An 18,459-nucleotide genomic window follows, 5' to 3' on the forward strand; every position below is an offset into this window, starting at 1 on the left:
CCGCAATTCAACACCGCAATGCGAAAACTGCAACAGACCATGCCTCTGGCGCATCACACCCGGAGCGACACCTGGACCTTGCGATGCGGGTACGCCGCCGCGCACCGCCGCGGAAATGCTGCGACGCAACCGAGATAACCCAGGGTCTCGCTGAATTTCCAGCGCCCATCCCATGGTCGACATCGCGTGTCATGTTGCGCGGCAGATAGGCACATCCCGGCCGCCTCGCACCCCGTCCGCCCCCTTCGCCGCGACACGCAGGCGAGACGCGGCAAAGGCTCGGCTTGCATTACCTCACCCGGCGGCGCTAGAGAGCGGCGGGCGTTAGTCTACTAAATTTATCATCTTTGAAAGAAGATGGTTTCCTGGGCAGGCACTGCCCAAATCATCATCTCCCTATCGCCATGGCGAGAGATGAATTTTCGCAAGATGACGGCACCGGCTCTGCCGGTTCGATGCAACGGACCGGGGCCAGAATACGAGGATCGGGCGTGCTGACGAAAAAGGGCAAATACGGCCTGAAGGCCATGATCCACCTGGCTGCGCACGCGTCCGGTGAAACCGCGCTGGTGACCGACATCGCCGTAGCCAATGCCATCCCCAAGAAATTCCTCGACGCGATCCTCGGCGAATTGCGCACCGGCGGCTTCCTGCACAGCAAGAAGGGCCGCGGCGGCGGCTACCGGTTGTCCAGGCCGGCGGAAGACATCGTCGTGGGCGATCTGATCCGCACGCTCGACGGCCCGCTCGCGCCGATCGCCTGCGCCAGCCGCTCGGCCTATCAGCGCTGCGACGATTGCCCCGACGAGAATGCCTGCGCCACCCGCCTCCTGATGGTGCAGGTGCGGGAGGCCATTGCCGGGGTGCTCGATGCCCTGTCGCTCGCCGACCTGCGCGATCTGCCGAAGGACCCCTTCGATTCCTTCGTCTACCACATCTGACGGCCGGCCTTGCCTCGCCGCCGCCTTCAGCCCGCACGCTTCGGCGGCTTCAGGGCGACCGGCTGGTCGAGATCCCCCAGGATCGCCTCCGCCAGGGCCGAGGCGCGGGCGACGTGATCCAGGCAGGCCTGAAACGCCGCCGCGCCGTCCTTCCGCGCGATGGCGTCGAGGATCTTCGCCATTTGCGCCGGCCCGTCCTGGTCACGGCCCGGCGTCGATATCGTCAAGGCGCGCAAATGGTTGATGCGTGAGTTGAGCGACGAGACGATGCCCCATGCGATCGCTTGGCCGGCCCCTTCGAACAAGGCCTCGTAGAAGGCGGTCGTCGCCGCCACCACCGCCGCCGGCGCCTTGCCGGCATAGGCCTTGCGGATGCCGGCGAGCGCCGTTTCCAGGCGCTTGATCGTCTTGGGGTCTCCCGCCTCCGCGCAGGCCCGGGCGGCGGAGCCTTCGAGCATGCCCCTGATCTCGTAGATCTGGCGCGCCTCCGCCGGCGTCGCCTTGGCGACGACCGGGCCGCGATGGCCCTGGGTCTGGACGATGCCTTCGGCTTCGAGATGGCGCAGGACCTCGCGGACCACCGTGCGGCTGACGCCGAGCTGTTCGCACAGGTCGCGCTCGACCAGCCGGTCGCCCGGCCGGAACCGCAGGCTGACGATCGCCTCGCGCATCTTCTCCAGTGTCAGCTCCCGCAGCGTCTTGGCGCTGCGATCGACACGCATCGGCAGCTCGCCGGCACTCATGCTTGGTCCCTCGTTCAACCGCCGCAGGCAGGCTCACGACCAGGCCGGTCCGTGAGTCGGCCGCCGGCAGCCTAGCACGGATTGACTGACCTAATTTGGTATACCATAATACGGACTACCAATGAGGCGAAGCGATGTCCGATATCCGAAAGCTGGTCACCTATATCGACGAGACCCTGATCGAGGGCGGGCGCGCCGCGCCCATTCCGCTGCGGCTGTTCGCGGTTGCCGCGGTGCTGCGCAATCCCTGGGCCGGCCAGGGCTTCGTCGAGGATCTAGGCCCTGAGATCCGCACCGTCGCGCCGGGGCTCGGGCAATTGATCACCGAAAAGCTGCTCGGCCTGATGGGCTCGGGCGAAGCGGTCGAGGGTTATGGCAAGGCCGCCGTGGTCGGCACCTCGGGCGAGATCGAGCATGCTTCGGCGCTGATCCACACGCTGAGATTCGGCAACCATTTCCGCAAGGCGGTCGGCGCCAAGAGTTATCTCAGCTTCACCAACACCCGTGGCGGCCCGAACTGCCCGATCGCCATTCCCCTCATGCACAAGCTCGACGAGGGCAAGCGCTCGCACTACCTGACCATCCAGTTTTCGATCAACGACGCACCGGCGCCCGACGAGGTGGTGGTGGCGCTCGGCGGATCGATCGGCGGACGGCCGCATCATCGCATCGGCGACCGCTATCAGGACCTGAAGGAGCTCGGCGGCACCGATGTCTGAGGACACGATCCGCCACCGGCTGCGCGGCGGCCAGGACGGCGCGACCCGCTACGGCCGCGCCGGCCGGGGCGAGCCGCTCGTCCTGCTGCACGGCCTGGGGATGACGTCCTCGATCTGGGCGCCGCAGGTTGCCGCGCTCCGGGACGCTTACGACCTCGTGACCCCCGACATGCTCGGCCATGGCGGTTCGAGCCTGCCGCCGGCCGATCCCGCGCTTGCCGACTATGCCGACCAGCTGGTGTCGCTGCTCGATGCGCTCCGGATCCCCGCGGCCCATATCGCCGGCCATTCGATGGGCGCTTTGATCGCGCTCGAATTCGCACTGACGCATCCCGGGCGCGTCCTGAGCGTCGCGGCCTTGAACGGCGTCTATTGCCGCACGGACGAACAGAAAGCCGCCGCCCTGCGGCGTGCCGCGGCGCTGGAGACGGACGAGGCCCCCTCACCTGGCGATACGCTGGCGCGCTGGTTCGGCGATCCGGTTCCGGTGGCGCTTACGCGCCAGGCGGAGATCGCGCGTGGGATGCTCGAAAGCGTCGACCCGGTCGGCTATGCCCGGACCTATCGCCTTTTCGCCGGCGCCGACGAGCAGCATCGCGGAAAGCTCGAGCGGCTGGCGGTTCCCGCGCTGTTCATGACCGGCGAATGCGATCCCAATTCGACGCCTGACATGTCGCGCGCCATGGCTGCCGCGGCGCCGCGCGGCCAGCTCGCGATCCTGCCCGGCGAACGGCACATGATGACGATGACCGCGCCCATCGAGGTCGCGGAACGGCTACGCGCGTTTCACCGCGACGTCGCGCTTCAGGGCGCTTCCGGCAACCGATGACAGGACGCGGATCGCTTCGCGCCGATCCAGCCTGAGCCAAGAGGGATGACTGAAATGTTCAAAGCGGCGACGTCGAAGGTCCTGCGGCTGGTTCAGGCCGGCCTGGCCCTGAACCTTGCACTCGGCTCCGGCCAGGCCCTCGCCGACTATCCGGACCGGCCGATCCGGCTGATCGTTCCCTATGCCGCCGGCGGTTCCTCCGACATTGTCGGGCGCAGCTTCGCCGAGCGGTTCGAGAAACTGCTGGGCCAGCCCGTGGTGATCGAGAATATCGGCGGCGCCGGCGGCTATACCGGTGCCCTGCGGGCCGCCGGCGCCGATCCCGACGGCTATACGCTGCTGATCGGATCGGGTTCCGAACTGCTGATCCGCAACCTGCTGCAGCCGAACCCGGTCGCCGATCCGCTGCGCGACTTCACCCCGATCGCCCTGATCGGCGCCGGCCCGATGGTGCTGGTCGGCAAGCCCGCTCTGCCGGCCACGACGCTGCCGGAGGTGCTGGCCCTGGCGCGCAGCAAGCCCGACGGGTTGAACTACGGCACCGCCGGCCACGGCACTTTCATGCATCTCGTCGGCGAGGCCGTGAAGTTCCGCGGCAAGGTCGGCATCACCCATGTGCCCTATCGGGGCGCGGCCCCGCTGATGAGCGACGTCATCGCCGGTCACGTCGATATCGGCGTCGCCTCGCTCGCTTCCGCCCTGCCCTTCATCCAGGCCGGCCAGGTCCGGGCGCTGGCCGTCAGCTCGGCGGCGCGCACCGAATTCGCGCCGACCGTCCCCACGCTCGGCGAGAGCCCGGAACTGGCGAATTTCAATCTCGAGCTCTGGATCGGCCTGTTCGGGCCGGCCCGGCTGCCGGCCGACATCGCGGCCAAGCTCCAGGCCGTCGCCTCGAGCGTGCTGGATGACCCGCAGCTGAAAAGCAAGCTCGCCTTGCAGGCGATCTCCGTGCGCAAGCTGTCGGGCGAGGCCTTCCGCGCCTTTCTCGACGGCGAGAACCGGACCTACCGGACGATCATCACGGACGCCCAGATCACCGCGCCATAGGGCTGCCGCGCCAAACGCCCCTCGAGCGGTCTGGCCCCGGGGCCGCCAGCCGACTATGCTGGTCGGTTATGGACACCATGCTGTTCCGGGATGTCGCCGATATCAGCTTCCGCCAGTTGCGCGTGCTGCATGTGCTGATGGTCGAAAAGAGCCTGACACGTGCGGCGACCCTGCTCGGCACGACGCAGCCGGCGATCAGCAAGGTGCTGGCCAAGCTCCGGCTGGAATTCCAGGACCCGCTCTTCGTCCGGGTCGGCGCGACCATGCAACCTACCCCAAAGGCCGTTCTGCTGGCCGAGCCGCTGCGCACCTTGCTGACCCAGGCCGAAGCCCTCGGCCGCACGCCCGCGCGTTTCGACCCGGCCTCCTCGCTCCGGCAATACCGGCTGTTGGTCAGCGATGTCGGCCAGTTGCGCTTCCTGCCGCCCTTGATGAACGCGCTCGCGACCCAAGGCCCGCATGTCCAGCTGATCGCGCTGCCGCTCGACATGAGGCAGTTCCAGGCCCAGCTCGAAACCGGCGTGGCGGATGTCGCGCTCGGCGCCTTTCCGCGCGCCACGCAGGGTCTCAGGCGCCAGCGGCTCTACAGCGAAGGCTATCTGAGCGTCGCGCGCGCCGACCACCCGCGGCTCGCGCAATTGACCAGCCGGGCCGGCTTCCTCGCCGAGCGCCACATCATCGTGGCGGCGTCCTATACCGGCCATGGCGCCCATGTCATGGCCGAACAGGCGCTGACCACCGAGATCCCCGCCGACCGGATCGTCCTGAGCGTGCCGAGCTTTGTCGGCGCGGCACTCGCCGCGGCACATGGCCAGGCGATCGCCACCTTACCCGGGCGGTTCGCCCAGGATTTCGGCCGCGAGCTCGGCCTCGTCGCCTTCCGCCCGCCGCTGGTGCTGCCGAAGATCGAGATCGCCCAATATTGGCATGAGCGTTATCATCGCGACCCGGGCCACCAATGGCTGCGCGCCCTGGTGCACCGGACCTTCGGCGCCTCGACCCGCCCGGACTGAGCGCGATGAACATACCGATTGGCTATGCGGACCATGCCCTCCCGGACATGGCAAGGGCCCGGCTCGCCGCGCTAGGCTGATCCTTCCAAAGCTGCGCGCCCGAGGATATCGACGTGATCACCGACTACCAGCCGATCCCGCTGCCCGACTACCGGGAAATCCCGCTCGAGGAGATGCGGCGGCGCGCGGCCGAATTCTACGACATGATCCGGCAGCGCCACACGGTGCGCGATTTCTCGTCGCGCCCTGTGCCGCGCGACCTGATCGATACATGCCTGCGCGCCGCCGGCACGGCGCCGAACGGCGCCAACCACCAGCCCTGGCACTTCTGCGTCATCGGCGATCCGCAAGTGAAGCGGCGGATCCGCGAGGCGGCGGAAGAAGAGGAAGAGCGCTTCTATGCCGGCAAGGCTGGCGAGGACTGGCTCGCCGCGCTGAAGCCGCTCGGCACCGATCCGCACAAGCCTTTCCTTGAGATCGCGCCCTGGCTCATCTGCATCTTCGGCGCGCGCAAGAGCCCGAGTGCCGACGGCGTATCGCGCAAGAACTACTACGTGCCGGAATCGGTCAATATCGCCACCGGCATCCTCTTGACCGCCCTGCACTATGCCGGCCTGACCACGCTGACCCATACGCCCAATCCCATGGGTTTCCTCAACGAGATCTGCGGCCGGCCCGAGACCGAGAAGCCCTATATCCTGATGGTGGTTGGCTATCCCGCCGATGACGCGACCATTCCGGCCCACGCCACCGAAAAGAAGCCGTTGAACGAGATCGCATCCTATCTCTGACGCCATCCCGGCACCGAACACGGCGTGGCGCCGGCCTGTCACCAGGGGGAACCGGCATGGACAAGGCGAATGATGGTTATGCATCCCTGATCGACATCATCAGGCGGCGGCGCAGCGTGCGCCGCTTCGAGCCCGGCCAGAGGGTCGGGCGCGACGTCCTGCTCAAGATCGCGGAAGCCGGGCGATGGGCGCCGACCGGCGCCAATTCGCAATGTTTCGATATCGTCGTGGTCGACGATCCCGGGATGCGCGAGGCCGTGCTCGACGTGTTCATCGACCAGTCCAACCGGCTGATCGACCATGTCAAAGGCTTTCCCGCGGTCAAGAAGACCTACATGGCCAATACCGTGGCCATCGTCATCGTGCTGGCGGACGAGCGCTGGAAACAAGCCTTTCCGAATGCCACCACCGCCGCCTGGGCACGGGAATATCACGAGAACAACGAACGCATCCTGCTCGCCTCGATCGGCGCGGCGGTGCAGAATATCCAATTGGCGGTGACCGCGGTCGGGCTGACCTCGGCCTGGCTGTCGGGCGGCGGCGAGGACACCACCAATGCCGACCTTCGCCGGGTACTCGGCTTTCCCGAGGGCCTGCGCGCCGTCGGCACGATCCCGATCGGCGTGCCGGAAAAGGACCTGGCGTCGCGCTATCGCCGGCCGCTCGACCAGGTCGTCCATTGGAATGGCTACGACCCCGAGAAATTCCGGCCCCAAGCCATGCTCGACCATTATGTCGACGAAGTCCGCCAGTTCGCCATGTATCGCGGCGAGGAGGATATCGGCCTGTGGGAGGATGCCGACAAGCGGCTGGGTCCATGGAAGGACGCCTTCACCGGCGCCAGGCCCAATCCGGGCGGCAAGTTCGACTGAGCGGCCGGGACGCGACCAGCTCAGTCCTTGCCGGCGACCTTCCGGCTGAGCTTGACGAGGCCGGCAATCAGCACCGAGCCGGCGAGCAAGACCGCGACCGATCCGCGGCTGAAGGCCGTGGCGAGGGTGAGGCCGAGCGTCTCGAGCGATGCATTGAGCCAGGCGAGCAGGACCTGGCCGGCAAAGGCCGGCACCGGGATGCCGAAGACCGTGGTCATGCAGCACCTGCCCGCGACGCCAGGAGCGGCCGCCGGCTGACCAGGAAATCCTCGACCGCCTCGACCATCGCGGCGCATTCGGCGTCGCCGATCTCCAGGCTCAGCGCCATCATGGCGCGGCGGGCGAGGTAGATGCCGCGATCCAGCATGTCGAAAAAGAACAGTTCCTTCAGCCGCTGATCGCCGGCCGCGGCATCGGCCGGGGTGCGGACCGGCCTGGACGAGAAATGCGCCGTGATCAGCGAGCCGATGCCGGTGAATTCCAGGCCTGCCTCATGCTCACGGCAGAGCCGGTTCAATTGCCGGCGCAGATCGTCGCCGCGCTGGTTGAGGCTTTGCACGGCGGCCGGCGTGAAGATCTCGGTCATGCCGGCATGGCCGGCGGCCATGGTCAGCACATTGTTGTTGAAGGTGCCGGCATGCTGCAGGGCATCGGGCCGGCGCGGGTCATAAAGCGCCATCAGATCCTCACGCCCGCCAAAGGCGCCGAAGGACATGCCGCCGCCAATATATTTGCCGAGCGTCGTCAGGTCGGGGAGGATGTTCAGCGCCTCCTGCAGGCCGCCCGGCGCAAGGCGCGAGCTCATCACTTCGTCGAAGATCAAGAGGGCGCCGTGGCGGGTCGCGCCGGCCCGCAGCGCGCCGAGGAATTCGGGGGTTCCGGGAATGCAGCCGCCGGAGCCGAGCATGGGCTCGACCAGCACGGCGGCAAGCTCCGGTCCGTGGGCGGCCAACAGCCGCTCGGCCTCGGCGACGTCGTTATAGCTGCCGATCACCAGATCGTAGGGCGCGTTGAGCCGGCTGGCGCCGCCGCCGAAACTCAGAAGGCCGCCATGATAGCCGCCCTTGAAGACCAGCACCTTCGGGCGGCCCGTCGCCACCACGGCGGTGGCGACCGCCATCAGGTTCGCCTCGGTGCCGGAATTGGTGAAGCGGACCAGGTCGATCGAGGGAAAGCGCTCGCAGACCGCGCGGGCAAGCTTCGCCTCCAGGAGATTGTGACCGGCGAGATTGATGCCGGCATCGAGCGCGCGGTCGATGGCCGCACGGATCACCGGATGCGAATGGCCGAACAGTCCGGCGGTATATTCGCCGAGGAAATCCACATAGTCGTGACCGTCGGCATCGCGGACGCGGCAGCCCTTGCCCTCGGCGATAACAAGCGGAAACGGCGCATAGAACAGCACCGAGCGGGTATTGCCGCCCGGCATGACGGCGCAGGCCGCCCCATGCTGCCGTGCGCTCTCGGGATTGCGCGCGACGAACTGCTCGCGCACCTCGGCAAGGGCTGCCTCGATATCGATATTGGCGGCGCCCGAGGGCTGATGTCGAATGGTCTGATGTCGAATGGTCATGGCGGATGGCCCCGGTCCCGATGGAATACCGATGAAGCTCAGATGAAGGTCAGAAGGCGCCTGGGGTTACCGATCAGGATGGCGTCGATCTCGGCCTGGCTGAAACCGCGGGCGCGCATCATCGGCACGACATTGGTGTAGATGTGGCCATAGCCATGGCCGCCGAACCGGGTCAGGCGGGTGCGGTAGCAAATGTCGTGGCTGATCACGACGCGGGCGAGATGGCCGTGGTCGATCAGCGCGCGGATCAGCCGGAGCCGGCCGGCATCATTGGGCATGTCGATATCGGAGAGCGGGTAATAGCCCTGCTCCTGGCCGAACAGGTCGAATTCCAGCACGCAGCCGCTATCGGCGAGCCGCAGCAGCCGGTCGACATCGAAGATCGTGCGGTCGATATGGCTGATGACGACGCGCTCGATGTCGCCACCCTCGGCGCGGATGAAGTCCGCGACCTCCTGCGGCTGGTCGTGATGGCGGCCGGGATGAACGTTGATCGCGGCCCCCGTTTCGGCCTGGGCGGCGAGCGCGCCGCGCATGACCCGCTTTTCCAGCGCGGTCCAGGGCGCCTGACAGCCGATCTCGCCGATGATGCCGGCGCGCACCTGCGAGCCCCAGGCACCGCCGAAGACCTGGCCGATCATCTCCGCGGCGAAACTGTCGGGCGTGCGCGTCTCGTTGGCCCGGTCCTGATATTCGTCGACATAGTGACCGCAGCCCATGACGATATGGCTGCCGGTGCGGCGCGCCACCTCGGCAAGCCCGTCGGGGTCGGGTTTGAGGCCGCCGCAGGTGAGCTCGACAACGGTGCGGCCGCCGGCCGCGCGCATCTCCGCGACCTCGGCGACCGCCGTGTCGCGGCAGCGCAGCACCAGATTGCCCGGCACTTTCAGGCGTCCGTAATTGATGCGGTAGCAGTTGCAGAGGTCGATCTCGGGGCCCTGGTTCGGGTCATCGGCCATGACCTTGGTCCGGATGTCCCAGATCAGGTGCTCATGCATCAGGGTCGGCCCGAGTTCGCCTGGATCGACCAGCCCGAGCACGGTCTGCGCCTTGCCGAGAAGCTGGTCCCTGGTCACGCCGCCCATGGTCACTCCTCCCCTGTGGATCGATCACCGATCGCGCCGGCCTGTTCAGGCCCTCGGCGCAAGCCCACGGAAATAGGCCGAGCCGGCATCACCCTGGTGAGCGGTGCCGTAGATCCGGCCGTCGGGAAAATATTCGGCATTGTGCTGGACGATGGAGGCAGCTTCCGCGCCCGCCTCCTCGGCGATGAAGGCGAGCGTCAGGTCGATGCCGGCCGAGACGCCGGCGGACGTCCAGACATTGCCGTCGCGGACGAAGCGCTCCTCGACCACGGTCACCCCGGGCTTGGCGCGCAGGCCCGCCAGCAGCTTCCAATGGGTGGTCGCTCGCCGTCCCGCCAACAGGCCGGCGGCCTCCAGGATCAGCGCACCGGTACAGACCGACAGCACGTGGCGGCAGGCCTTGGCCTGGGCCGCGACGAAACCGACGAGTCGCGGATTGCGCGCCTCCTCGAGCGCCGCGAAGCCGCCCGGCACCAGGAGATAGTCGAGCGGCGGACAGGCCTCGAAGGCGAGATCCGCCGAGATCTTCAGTCCCTTGGCGCAAATGGCCGCACCGCCCGTCTCGCTCACCGTCAGGCATTCGGGCCCCTTGGCATAGCTGCGCCACATGGTGGCCATTTCCCAGGGGCCGACAAGGTCGAGTTCCTCGACGCCGGGATAGATCAGAAAGCCGAAACGCATGGGTTCGCCCTCGCTCGCGTGGCGGCTCATTGGCCGAGCCGGCAGCCGGCCTCCTCGGCCGACCGGAAGACCTGTTCGGCTGGCAGGGTTGCCAGCACCTCCTGCACGTCGAAGCGGCCGGTCGAGGCCCGGGGCGCCTTGACCTTGAGAACATACATCGGGTTCATCACGCGGCCGTCCTGACGGATATGCACGCCTGCGTTGTTGAAGTCGTTGACCGGCAATTGCTTCATCCTGGCATTGACGGCGCGGGCATCGGCCGTGCCGGCCGCCTCGACGGCGCGCAAATAGTGCAGCACGGCCGAATAGGTCGCGGCATGGACCATGTTGGGGATCTTGCCGGGCAGCCTGGCATTGAAGCGGCGGGTCCAGGCCCGGGTTTCCTCCGTGCGGTCCCAGTAGAAGGACTCGCTGGCGACCAGGCCCTCGGCGGCGGCAAGCCCGATGCCGACGACGTCGTTGGACAGGAGGCTGAGGCCGGCGAGGCGCTGGCCGGCCGCGCCGCCGATCAGGCCGAATTCGCCGGCCTGCTTGATGGCGTTGATCAGATCCTGGCCGGCCAGCGCCAGCGCGATCACGCCGGCGCGCGAGCCTTGCGCCTGCAGCAGGAAGGACGAGAAGTCGGAAGTGCCGAGCGGCGCGCGGACGCTGCCGGCCACCCGGCCGCCGGCGGCCGCGACGACCCGGCCGGTATCGCGCTCCAGCGCATGGCCGAAAGCATAGTCGGCGGTGATGAAGAACCAGGAGCCGGTATTGCCGCGGCTGAGATAGGCACCGGTCGCCGCGGCTTGCGCATAGGTGTCATAGGCCCATTGGGTGGAAATCGGCGAGCATTCCTTGCCGGCGAAATCCGGATTGCCGGCGCCGACCACCAGGAAGGTGCGCCCGGCCTGGCGCGCCGCGTTGAGGACGGCGAAGGCGGTGGTCGAATTGCCGCCGCCGACAATCGCCTCGACACGATCGACGTCGAACCAGCGGCGCGCATTGGCCGAGGCGATGTCCGGCCGGTTCTGGTCGTCGGCGAAGCGAATGACGATCGGCCGGCCGAGCACCCGACCGCCGAAATCCGCCACCGCCATCTCGGCCGCCAACACCTGGCCGGGCCCGGTGACGTCGATATAGGGGCCGCTCCGGTCGCCGCTGACCCCGATGATGAAGGGGTCGGCCGCCCGGGCGCCGGTGGTGTGGAGAGGAAAGACCAAGGCGGCCGCAACGGCCAGCATGCTGAAGAACCGTTCGACACGCGGCATGCCACCCTCCCCATTTGGTTCGCTCTTGTACATCGTACAATTACATCTTGTCCAGTGTACAGGAAAACGGATCTCGGGAGATCGAATCACACGCCGTGCGCGCCAGGCCGGCAATGGAGGTTTGTCCGTCGGGCTGATAGAAAACGGGTATGGGCGGTCGACAGCACCGACAGAGACAGGATTTGCGAATGGCCTCCGGTCGTGACGGCACGGCGACGACGAAAGCGCGCAGGAGAACCGCCGGGAAACCGGCGCAAGCCGCGCGCGCCGAGCCGGCCGGCCTCAGCCGCGCCCAGATCGTCGAGACCGCGCTGCGGCTGATCGACGAGGCCGGGCTCGACGCCTTCAGCGTGCGCGAGGTCGCCCGCCTGCTCGGCGTCTATCCGACCGCGCTCTATTGGCATTTGCCCGGGGGCCGCAACGCGCTTTTGGCGGAAGCCGCGGCGGTGGCGCTGGACGATGTCGCCGAGCCCTTCGTCACGGGGGGCGATTGGGCCGCGTGGATCCGCGGCCTCTTCCACCGCTATCGCGACAGCCTCAGGCGCCATCCCAATGTCGCGCCGCTGCTCGGCGCGCAACTGGTGTCGAATGCCGGGGTCAATCCGCAACTGGTCGAGCAGGTTCTTGCCGCGCTGGAAGCCGCGGGTTTTGCCGGCGACCGGCTGGTCGCGGCCTATAATGCGGTGATCGCCGCGATGCTCGGTTATGTCACGCTCGAACTCGCCCCCACACCGAGCGACGATCCGGCCGGCTGGGCCGAGGCGTTCGAGAGCAAGATCCGCACGCTGTCGCCTGCCGACCATCCGCGCCTGACCGGCAATCTCGACCGGCTCGCCAATCGCGCCTTCATCGTCCGCTGGCAGAGTGGCGTCGAGATGCCCCTGACATCGGGCTTCGATCTCTATGTCGAAGCCTTCATCGCCGGCTTGCGCGCGCAAGCCGGAGGCGCCACGGGATAGGCCACCGCGATCGGGGCCGCCTGAACGCCGCGACTGATCGGCAGGCCTGGGCGGCCATCAAACGATCTGGCTCCCTCGGCTCAAATCCTTGAAGCTCCCGCGCGCGGCTCTTCCGCGACGCACGGATCTTACGAGGAACGAGAGAAGACATGCACGACATGAGACTGCGCCCGGCGCGCCAAGGTGATGGCCAGGCGGCGTTCGACGTTACCCGGCTTTCGGTCCAGGCACTGGCGAAAGACCACTACGCGGCGGACCAGATCGCCGGCTGGATGGGTGCACGCGTGCCCGCCTATTACGAGGAGCTGATCGCGAAGGGCCGAATGATCGTGGCCGAAAAAAACGGCGCGATCGTCGGCTTCGTCGATGCCGAACCCGGTGAGGTGACCCGCCTGTTCGTTCTGCCTGAGGTCGCGGGCTCGGGGCTTGGCAAACAACTGCTCGACATCGGCATCGACAAGGCGCGCGAAGGACATGCCGGACCGATCAGGCTGGAGTCCACGATCAATGCCGAGGGCTTCTACCGGCGTCACGGTTTCCGGACCGTCGGGCACGGGCATTTCTCGCACGGCCTGGGCGGCGACCCGATCGAAATCATTCACATGGAGCTATAGTCCTGGCCCCTGGGCACGCGGCATGCCTGACAGCCGGAACGCTCGACTGGCGCCCGATATCGAAGGCGCAGGGCCGCGCCTTCGATAGGGGATCTTGCATCGCTTGCGCCGGCTGGACGTCAGATCGGCACGTGGATCAGGAACGGGCCGGGGCGCGCAAGGCTCGCCTTGAACAGGTCGATCAGCTCGTCGAGCGTATCGGCGCGCGCGGCTTCCACGCCCATGCCCTGGGCGAGCTTGACCCAGTCCAGATCCGGCCGGCCGATATCCAGCATGTCGAGCGCGATGCGGCCGGGATTGAGAGCCCCGACGTTCCTGAGCTCGATCTCCAGGCTCTGATAGGCATTGTTGGCGAAGATGATGGTGGTGATGTTCAGGTTCTCGCGGGCGTGGGTCCACAGCGCCTGCAAGGTGTACATGCCGCTGCCGTCGGCCTGCAGCGCGACCACCCGGCGGTCGGGGCAGGCCACCGCCGCGCCGGTCGCCAGCGGCAGGCCGATGCCGATCGAGCCGCCGGTCAGCGCCAGCCAGTCGTGCGGCGGGCAGCCGGCGGTCTGGGCATAGGTGGTGCCCACCGAATTGATCGCCTCGTCGACGATGATGGCGTTTTCCGGCAGCAGCGCGCCGATCACCGCACCGACCGTATCGGGCGTGATCGCGCCCGTCGGCAGGGACGGCCGGCCGGCCGGCTGGACGACCGCGCCGCCGAGCGGTGCCTTGACCGCTTCGGCGAGGCGCATCAGCGCATCCTCGATATCGTCATGCGGCTCGGCCAGCAGATGCACTGCGCAGCCCTCGGGCATGACCAGGCTCGGCGTGTCCGGATAGGCGAAGAAGGCGACCGGCGTCTTGGCGCCGATCAGAATGACATGACGATAGCGCTCGAGCTGGGTCAGCGCCTGCTTGATCGGATAGAAGATCCGGCTGACCGGCGAGCGCCCGGCGCCGCGCTCGACGCGGCCATTGGAGGTCGGTGCGATCATATGCGCGCCGGTCGCGGCGCTGATGGCGCTGGCGATCTTCAGCGGGTTCGCCCGCAGGGCACGGCCGCCGACCAGGAGCAGCACCGGCTCGCCCGAGCGCAGCGCGGTGACGGCCTCCAGCACGGCGGTGTCGGAGACCTTGGAGCGATCGGGAGCCTTGGCCACCGGCGCCGGGCCATCGGAGAGGTTCCAGGCGGTATCGGCCGGCAGGATCAAGGTGGCGATCTGGCCCGGCGAAGTCAGCGCGACGGTGACCGCCTCGGCGCCGTCGCCGGCGACCGAGCGGGCATCCATCGAGGTCTTGACCCAGGCCGACATCGGGCGTGCGACGCCTTCGACATCGGCGGTCAGCGGCGCGTCATATTGACGGTGATGGGTGGCATGCTCGCCGACGATATTGACGATCGGCGTATTGGCCTTGCGGGCATTGTGCAGGTTGGCCAGCGCATTGCCGAGACCGGGGCCGAGATGCAGCAGGGTTGCCGCCGGCTTATCGGCCATCCGGCCATAACCGTCGGCCGCGCCGGAGACGACACCCTCGAACAGCGAGAGCACGCAGCGCATGCCGCCGACGCGGTCGAGCGCCGCGACGAAATGCATCTCCGAAGTGCCGGGATTGGCGAAACAGGTATCGACCCCGCCCGCGATCAGCGTTCTCACCAGGCTCTCGGCGCCGTTCATGTCATCTCCTGCAGTCTGTTGTCGGTTCGCGTCCGCGAGGCCGGGCTGCGTGAGCCCGGCCCGCCGCGACTCATAGCGGGTCGCGAATGAGCGGCGAGGTGGAGCAATGAATGCCGCCGCCGCCGAGCGCAACCTTGTCATAGGCGACCACGCGCGTGGTGATGCCGGCCGCGGCGAATTTATCCATGGTGCGCGGCGAAATGCCCTGGGGCACGATGACATGGCCCGGCCGCACGGCGAGGCAGTTGATCACCCAGTTCTGGTCGTCGGGGCAAACCTCGATCTGGCGGATCTTCAATTCCTTGAGCTTTTCCAGGAACCAGAAAGGCAGCAGCGAGGGATTCACGAAGGCAGTGTCACGATCGATCATCACGAACATGCCGTCGATATGCAGGCGATAGCCGGTGAGATGGACGCGCAGCAGCTCCACCCCTTGCGTGCGCAGCACCTCCTCGAGCTGGCGCGCGCCCTCCTCGTCGACGCGGCTCGACAGGCCGACGACCGCCACCTTGGGCGTGATGAAGGCGAAGCTGCCGCCTTCCATCAGGCCGGTGCCGGAAATGGTGCGCAGGATCGGCATGCCGAGCTTGGCCAGTGTCCTGGTGACCGGCAATTCCTCGCCGCGCCGGATCGGCGGACCGAGCCTGGTGACGATGGCGCCGCCGTCGACGGCGATGACGCTGTCGCGGGTATAGACGGTCTTCATCTTGCCGGGCGCGCATTGGTCGACATAAACGACCTCGGCACCTTCCTCGCGCAATGCACTGGACAGCGCGTCGTGCTGCGCCTGCTGGGCCGCCAGATCCGGGATCGTGTCGCCGCGCCAGTACCAGCCCTGCTCGGGATCGCCGAAGGCACCGATATCCGGCAGGCGCTTGTTGGCCTCGACGACGCCCAGTTCGGCGCCCGGGCGATGCATCAGCACCATGCGGATCTGGCCGACATCGTTGTTGCAGCCCCAGCGGCGGCCCCAGACGCCGACCTGTTCGGATTCGGTCTCGAAGGCCGGCTCGGCACGCGAGGGGAAGGCCTTGATCAGCATGTTGTAGCGATATTCGGGTTCGGAAATGATCGACATGGATGTCTCTCCCTCGAGGGCGATATTCGGTGTGTTGTCGTCGGCTATCGGAGGCTCACGGCGCGGTGGTCGGAATGGTCCATTCCAGCCCACGGGCGGTCGCGACATATTCGGGCCAGCGGTAATGCACCGGCGCGGGGAAATCCTTCGGCAGCAGCGGCGCCACCCATTTCGTGCCGCCGATGCCGCCGCCGGTACGCTCGCGGAACTCGGCCTTCGCCTTGGCCAGCGACTGGCCGTCGGTGAGCAGGTCGAGAATGGTGGTCGCGATGACCTTGCTGGCGGTCACCCACATCGGGTCGATGCAATCGGGCACGCCGCCCATGGCGTAGCGGGTCCAGTCGGGATAGCGATAGCCGGGATTGGGCGCGCGCAGCGTCGGGCGGCCGACATAGAGGCGCACGGTCGGCGCGTGCCACGTGTAGTCGACATAGTCGTCGGCGGCGAGGTTGGTCTGCCAGGGCGGCAATTGCTCGCGGAACGCCTTCTCGCCCTCCCAGGGCGCGGTCAGCTCCTGGATCTCCGGCGTGAACGGATCGGCCATCGGCTCCAGGCCGAGGCTCGTCTGGATCTCGCGGCCGAAAGCCTTGGCCTTGTCGCCCCATTCGGGTGCGCCGATCGCCTCGAAATTGCGCCAGGCGACCTCGGCCATGGCATGGTTGGCAAGCCCCGCGCGGGTGCGGGTGATCCAGGCCGCGGTCACCTTGCTGTGGGTCATCGCGGCGCAATGCTCGGCATTGCGGTCGAGCACCTCGAACACCCGCTCGCACATGTCGAGGGTGGGCGCGCGCAGCGAATACTGGATCTGGCCGAGGCCCGGCGCGATATTGTCGGCCGCCGCCTGGCCGGCATGCAGGATGAACTCGTTCAGGCTCCAGCTGCCATGGTGCGGCAGCATGGATTCCTTCATGTATTTCGACGAGGTGTACATCAGGCAGACCGCGTCGATGGCGCCGGGCGCGCGCGCCGCCGAATGGCTGTGGGTGACGCCGGTGACCGCGCCGGAATTCTGCCAAGTCTCCGGGTTCTCGCATTCGAAGGTGTAGATCCGGCTCCAATAGGGCGCGCTGTGGGTGTCCCAGAAGCAGCTGTTGGCGAGCCTCGGGAACGAATGCGGATGGAAGCTGATGGCCGCGTCCAGGTCGTCGTAATAACCCTTGGCGGCATGGACCGGCTTCGATCCGCACATCTTCTCGGCCGGCTCACCGAAAAACTTCAGGCGCCCCTTGATGCCACGTTCCTGCATGACCTGCTTGGCGGCGAGGAAGCCGGTGAAGGACCCCATGCCGAGCGCCGAATGCGGATCGGTGTGCCCGGCGGCATGGCGGTTCACGCCGACGCGCGGCTGGCGGCGCGGCACCGGGTCCTGCGAGGTGCCGGGCACCGCGTCATATTCGGCGTAACCGCCAATGGTCGGGCCCTCGCCGTTCGACCAGGTCGCGCAGAACGCCGTCGGCATGCCGCCGGATCCAACCTCGACCTCGAAGCCTTCGGCCCGCAGGCGTTCGACATACCAGGCCGCCGACTTGTATTCGCGCCAGGACGGCTCGTGGAAATCCCAGATCGTCATGTGGTCGCGGGACAGCCGCGGGCTGTTCTCGTCGATCCAGTTCAGGGCGAGAACCTTGTCGGGGCCGAAGGCGTCGCGTCGGGTCATGAAACTCGTTCCGTCTGGCGCGTGCGACCGGCACGCATTGCTGGAAAGAGCGGACGCTGCGCGTCCGCATGCTGGAAAGATCGGACGCGGAGCGTCCGGATCGTGGGAAGATCGGCGGACGGCGGACGCCCGCATGTCGATGGGCTCAGCGGGCGCGGCGCGCCCGGATCGCGATGTCGATGAACAGAAGGGCAAGGGTGATCAGCACCAGCACGGCGGCAACCGCGGCCATGGTCGGGTCGAGATGCTCGTTGATGCCGTCCCACATCCGGCGCGGCAGCGTGAAGACGCCGCGGCCGGCGATGAACAACACGATCACCAACTCGTCCCAGCTATGGATGAAGGCGAAGATCACGCCGGAAATGACGCCCGGCAGGATATTGGGAATGATCACGAGGCGCAGCGTCTGGCTCATGCTGGCGCCGAGATTGAGGGCGGCCTGCTCGAGCCTGGGATCGAAGCCCGCCAGTGCCGTCGACACGGTGATGACGACATAGGGCAAGCCGGTGACGGCATGGGCGATGATCACGCCGGTATAGGTGTCGATCAGCCGGAGATCGATCCAGAACTGGTAGATGCCCAGCGCGTAGACGATGGTCGGCACCATGATCGGCATCAGCATGACCAGCCGGATGACATTGCTGGCGCGGTTGCTCAGCCGCCAGCAGCCGATGGCGCAGAGCGTGCCGGCGACCGCCGCGATGGCGGTCGAAGCAACCGCGATGATCAGGCTGTGCAGGATGCTGGAGAGCCATTCCGGACTGGTCAGCAGGTTGCGGTAATATTGCAGCGACATGCCGCTCTGCGGCAGCGACAGATAGGTCCGGTCGGTCACCGACACCGCGAAGACGATCGAAATCGGCAGGACCAGGAAGCAGATGATGGCCCAGGCCATCGAGCGGGTCATGAGCGAGGCGGAGCCGAAGCCGGAGCTGGTCATGGT

19 protein-coding genes are annotated in these 18,459 nt (G+C 67.3%); 9 read left to right on the plus strand and 10 right to left on the minus strand.

Features of this window, described 5'->3' with window-relative positions; translation table 11 throughout:
• Nucleotides 1–491: 491 nt before the first annotated feature.
• Complete coding sequence (locus AC07WJ_RS23060) at nt 492–941, plus strand: RrF2 family transcriptional regulator (protein ID WP_494937008.1); 450 nt, start codon at nt 492–494, stop codon at nt 939–941.
• Between the two features lie 26 nt (nt 942–967).
• Here the strand turns inward: AC07WJ_RS23060 and AC07WJ_RS23065 are convergent, their stop codons facing one another.
• Nucleotides 968–1,684: a GntR family transcriptional regulator gene (locus AC07WJ_RS23065; RefSeq protein ID WP_494937009.1), complete on the minus strand. Its 717-nt coding sequence runs from the start codon at nt 1,682–1,684 to the stop codon at nt 968–970.
• 134 nt (nt 1,685–1,818) lie between these two features.
• Between AC07WJ_RS23065 and AC07WJ_RS23070 the strand changes: the two genes are divergently transcribed.
• The 6 genes from AC07WJ_RS23070 to AC07WJ_RS23095 all read left to right on the plus strand — a co-directional run bounded on the left by AC07WJ_RS23070 (nt 1,819) and on the right by AC07WJ_RS23095 (nt 6,955).
• Nucleotides 1,819–2,403, plus strand: coding sequence for an amino acid synthesis family protein (locus AC07WJ_RS23070; RefSeq protein WP_494937010.1), 585 nt, complete (start codon nt 1,819–1,821; stop codon nt 2,401–2,403).
• Complete coding sequence (locus tag AC07WJ_RS23075) at nt 2,396–3,232, plus strand: alpha/beta fold hydrolase (RefSeq protein ID WP_494937011.1); 837 nt, start codon at nt 2,396–2,398, stop codon at nt 3,230–3,232. Before AC07WJ_RS23070 ends, AC07WJ_RS23075 begins: the two co-directional genes overlap by 8 nt.
• Before the next feature lie 54 nt (nt 3,233–3,286).
• A complete protein-coding gene (locus AC07WJ_RS23080; RefSeq protein WP_494937012.1) occupies nt 3,287–4,279 on the plus strand; it encodes a Bug family tripartite tricarboxylate transporter substrate binding protein in 993 nt (330 codons plus the stop codon).
• A gap of 77 nt (nt 4,280–4,356) precedes the next feature.
• A complete protein-coding gene (locus tag AC07WJ_RS23085; protein ID WP_494937013.1) occupies nt 4,357–5,292 on the plus strand; it encodes a LysR family transcriptional regulator in 936 nt (311 codons plus the stop codon).
• A gap of 113 nt (nt 5,293–5,405) precedes the next feature.
• Nucleotides 5,406–6,083 carry a nitroreductase family protein gene (locus AC07WJ_RS23090; RefSeq protein WP_494937014.1) on the plus strand — a complete coding sequence of 226 codons (678 nt, stop codon included), beginning with the start codon at nt 5,406–5,408 and terminating at the stop codon, nt 6,081–6,083.
• Nucleotides 6,084–6,139: 56 nt separating this feature from the next.
• The gene (locus AC07WJ_RS23095) at nt 6,140–6,955 is read left to right on the plus strand and encodes a nitroreductase family protein (RefSeq protein ID WP_494937015.1); all 816 of its coding nucleotides are present in this window, start codon (nt 6,140–6,142) and stop codon (nt 6,953–6,955) included.
• A gap of 20 nt (nt 6,956–6,975) precedes the next feature.
• Here the strand turns inward: AC07WJ_RS23095 and AC07WJ_RS23100 are convergent, their stop codons facing one another.
• Genes AC07WJ_RS23100 through AC07WJ_RS23120 form a run of 5 tightly spaced genes read right to left on the minus strand, consistent with a single transcriptional unit; the run spans nt 6,976 to nt 11,544 of the window.
• Nucleotides 6,976–7,173 (minus strand): hypothetical protein, encoded by a 198-nt coding sequence (locus tag AC07WJ_RS23100; protein ID WP_494937016.1) that lies wholly within the window; start codon nt 7,171–7,173, stop codon nt 6,976–6,978.
• Nucleotides 7,170–8,528 (minus strand): aspartate aminotransferase family protein, encoded by a 1,359-nt coding sequence (locus tag AC07WJ_RS23105; RefSeq protein WP_494937017.1) that lies wholly within the window; start codon nt 8,526–8,528, stop codon nt 7,170–7,172. Before AC07WJ_RS23105 ends, AC07WJ_RS23100 begins: the two co-directional genes overlap by 4 nt.
• A 38-nt stretch (nt 8,529–8,566) precedes the next feature.
• The gene (locus AC07WJ_RS23110) at nt 8,567–9,613 is read right to left on the minus strand and encodes a phosphotriesterase family protein (protein WP_494937018.1); all 1,047 of its coding nucleotides are present in this window, start codon (nt 9,611–9,613) and stop codon (nt 8,567–8,569) included.
• Between the two features lie 45 nt (nt 9,614–9,658).
• Nucleotides 9,659–10,294 carry a DJ-1/PfpI family protein gene (locus tag AC07WJ_RS23115; protein WP_494937019.1) on the minus strand — a complete coding sequence of 212 codons (636 nt, stop codon included), beginning with the start codon at nt 10,292–10,294 and terminating at the stop codon, nt 9,659–9,661.
• Nucleotides 10,295–10,320: 26 nt separating this feature from the next.
• Entirely contained in the window at nt 10,321–11,544 is a 1,224-nt protein-coding gene (locus AC07WJ_RS23120) for an ABC transporter substrate-binding protein (RefSeq protein ID WP_494937020.1), read from the minus strand.
• 188 nt (nt 11,545–11,732) lie between these two features.
• Here AC07WJ_RS23120 and AC07WJ_RS23125 point away from each other — a divergent pair, with 188 nt between their 5' ends.
• Both AC07WJ_RS23125 and AC07WJ_RS23130 read left to right on the plus strand, forming a co-directional pair.
• Entirely contained in the window at nt 11,733–12,503 is a 771-nt protein-coding gene (locus tag AC07WJ_RS23125; RefSeq protein WP_494937021.1) for a TetR/AcrR family transcriptional regulator, read from the plus strand.
• 149 nt (nt 12,504–12,652) lie between these two features.
• A complete protein-coding gene (locus tag AC07WJ_RS23130; RefSeq protein ID WP_494937022.1) occupies nt 12,653–13,117 on the plus strand; it encodes a GNAT family N-acetyltransferase in 465 nt (154 codons plus the stop codon).
• Nucleotides 13,118–13,236: 119 nt separating this feature from the next.
• On the opposite strand, the gene AC07WJ_RS23135 is transcribed toward AC07WJ_RS23130, so the two are convergent.
• The 4 genes from AC07WJ_RS23135 to AC07WJ_RS23150 form a co-directional block, all read right to left on the minus strand.
• On the minus strand, nt 13,237–14,781 hold the full coding sequence (locus tag AC07WJ_RS23135; RefSeq protein ID WP_494937023.1) for an acetolactate synthase large subunit: 1,545 nt from the start codon (nt 14,779–14,781) through the stop codon (nt 13,237–13,239).
• A 70-nt stretch (nt 14,782–14,851) separates the two neighbouring features.
• Entirely contained in the window at nt 14,852–15,859 is a 1,008-nt protein-coding gene (locus AC07WJ_RS23140; protein ID WP_494937024.1) for a dimethylarginine dimethylaminohydrolase family protein, read from the minus strand.
• A 55-nt stretch (nt 15,860–15,914) separates the two neighbouring features.
• Nucleotides 15,915–17,516 (minus strand): zinc-binding metallopeptidase family protein, encoded by a 1,602-nt coding sequence (locus AC07WJ_RS23145; RefSeq protein ID WP_494937025.1) that lies wholly within the window; start codon nt 17,514–17,516, stop codon nt 15,915–15,917.
• Nucleotides 17,517–17,661: 145 nt separating this feature from the next.
• Nucleotides 17,662–18,456 (minus strand): ABC transporter permease, encoded by a 795-nt coding sequence (locus AC07WJ_RS23150; RefSeq protein WP_494937026.1) that lies wholly within the window; start codon nt 18,454–18,456, stop codon nt 17,662–17,664.
• Nucleotides 18,457–18,459: the final 3 nt, after the last annotated feature.

The organism is Phreatobacter sp. GW821-FHT04C01, assembly GCF_059420385.1.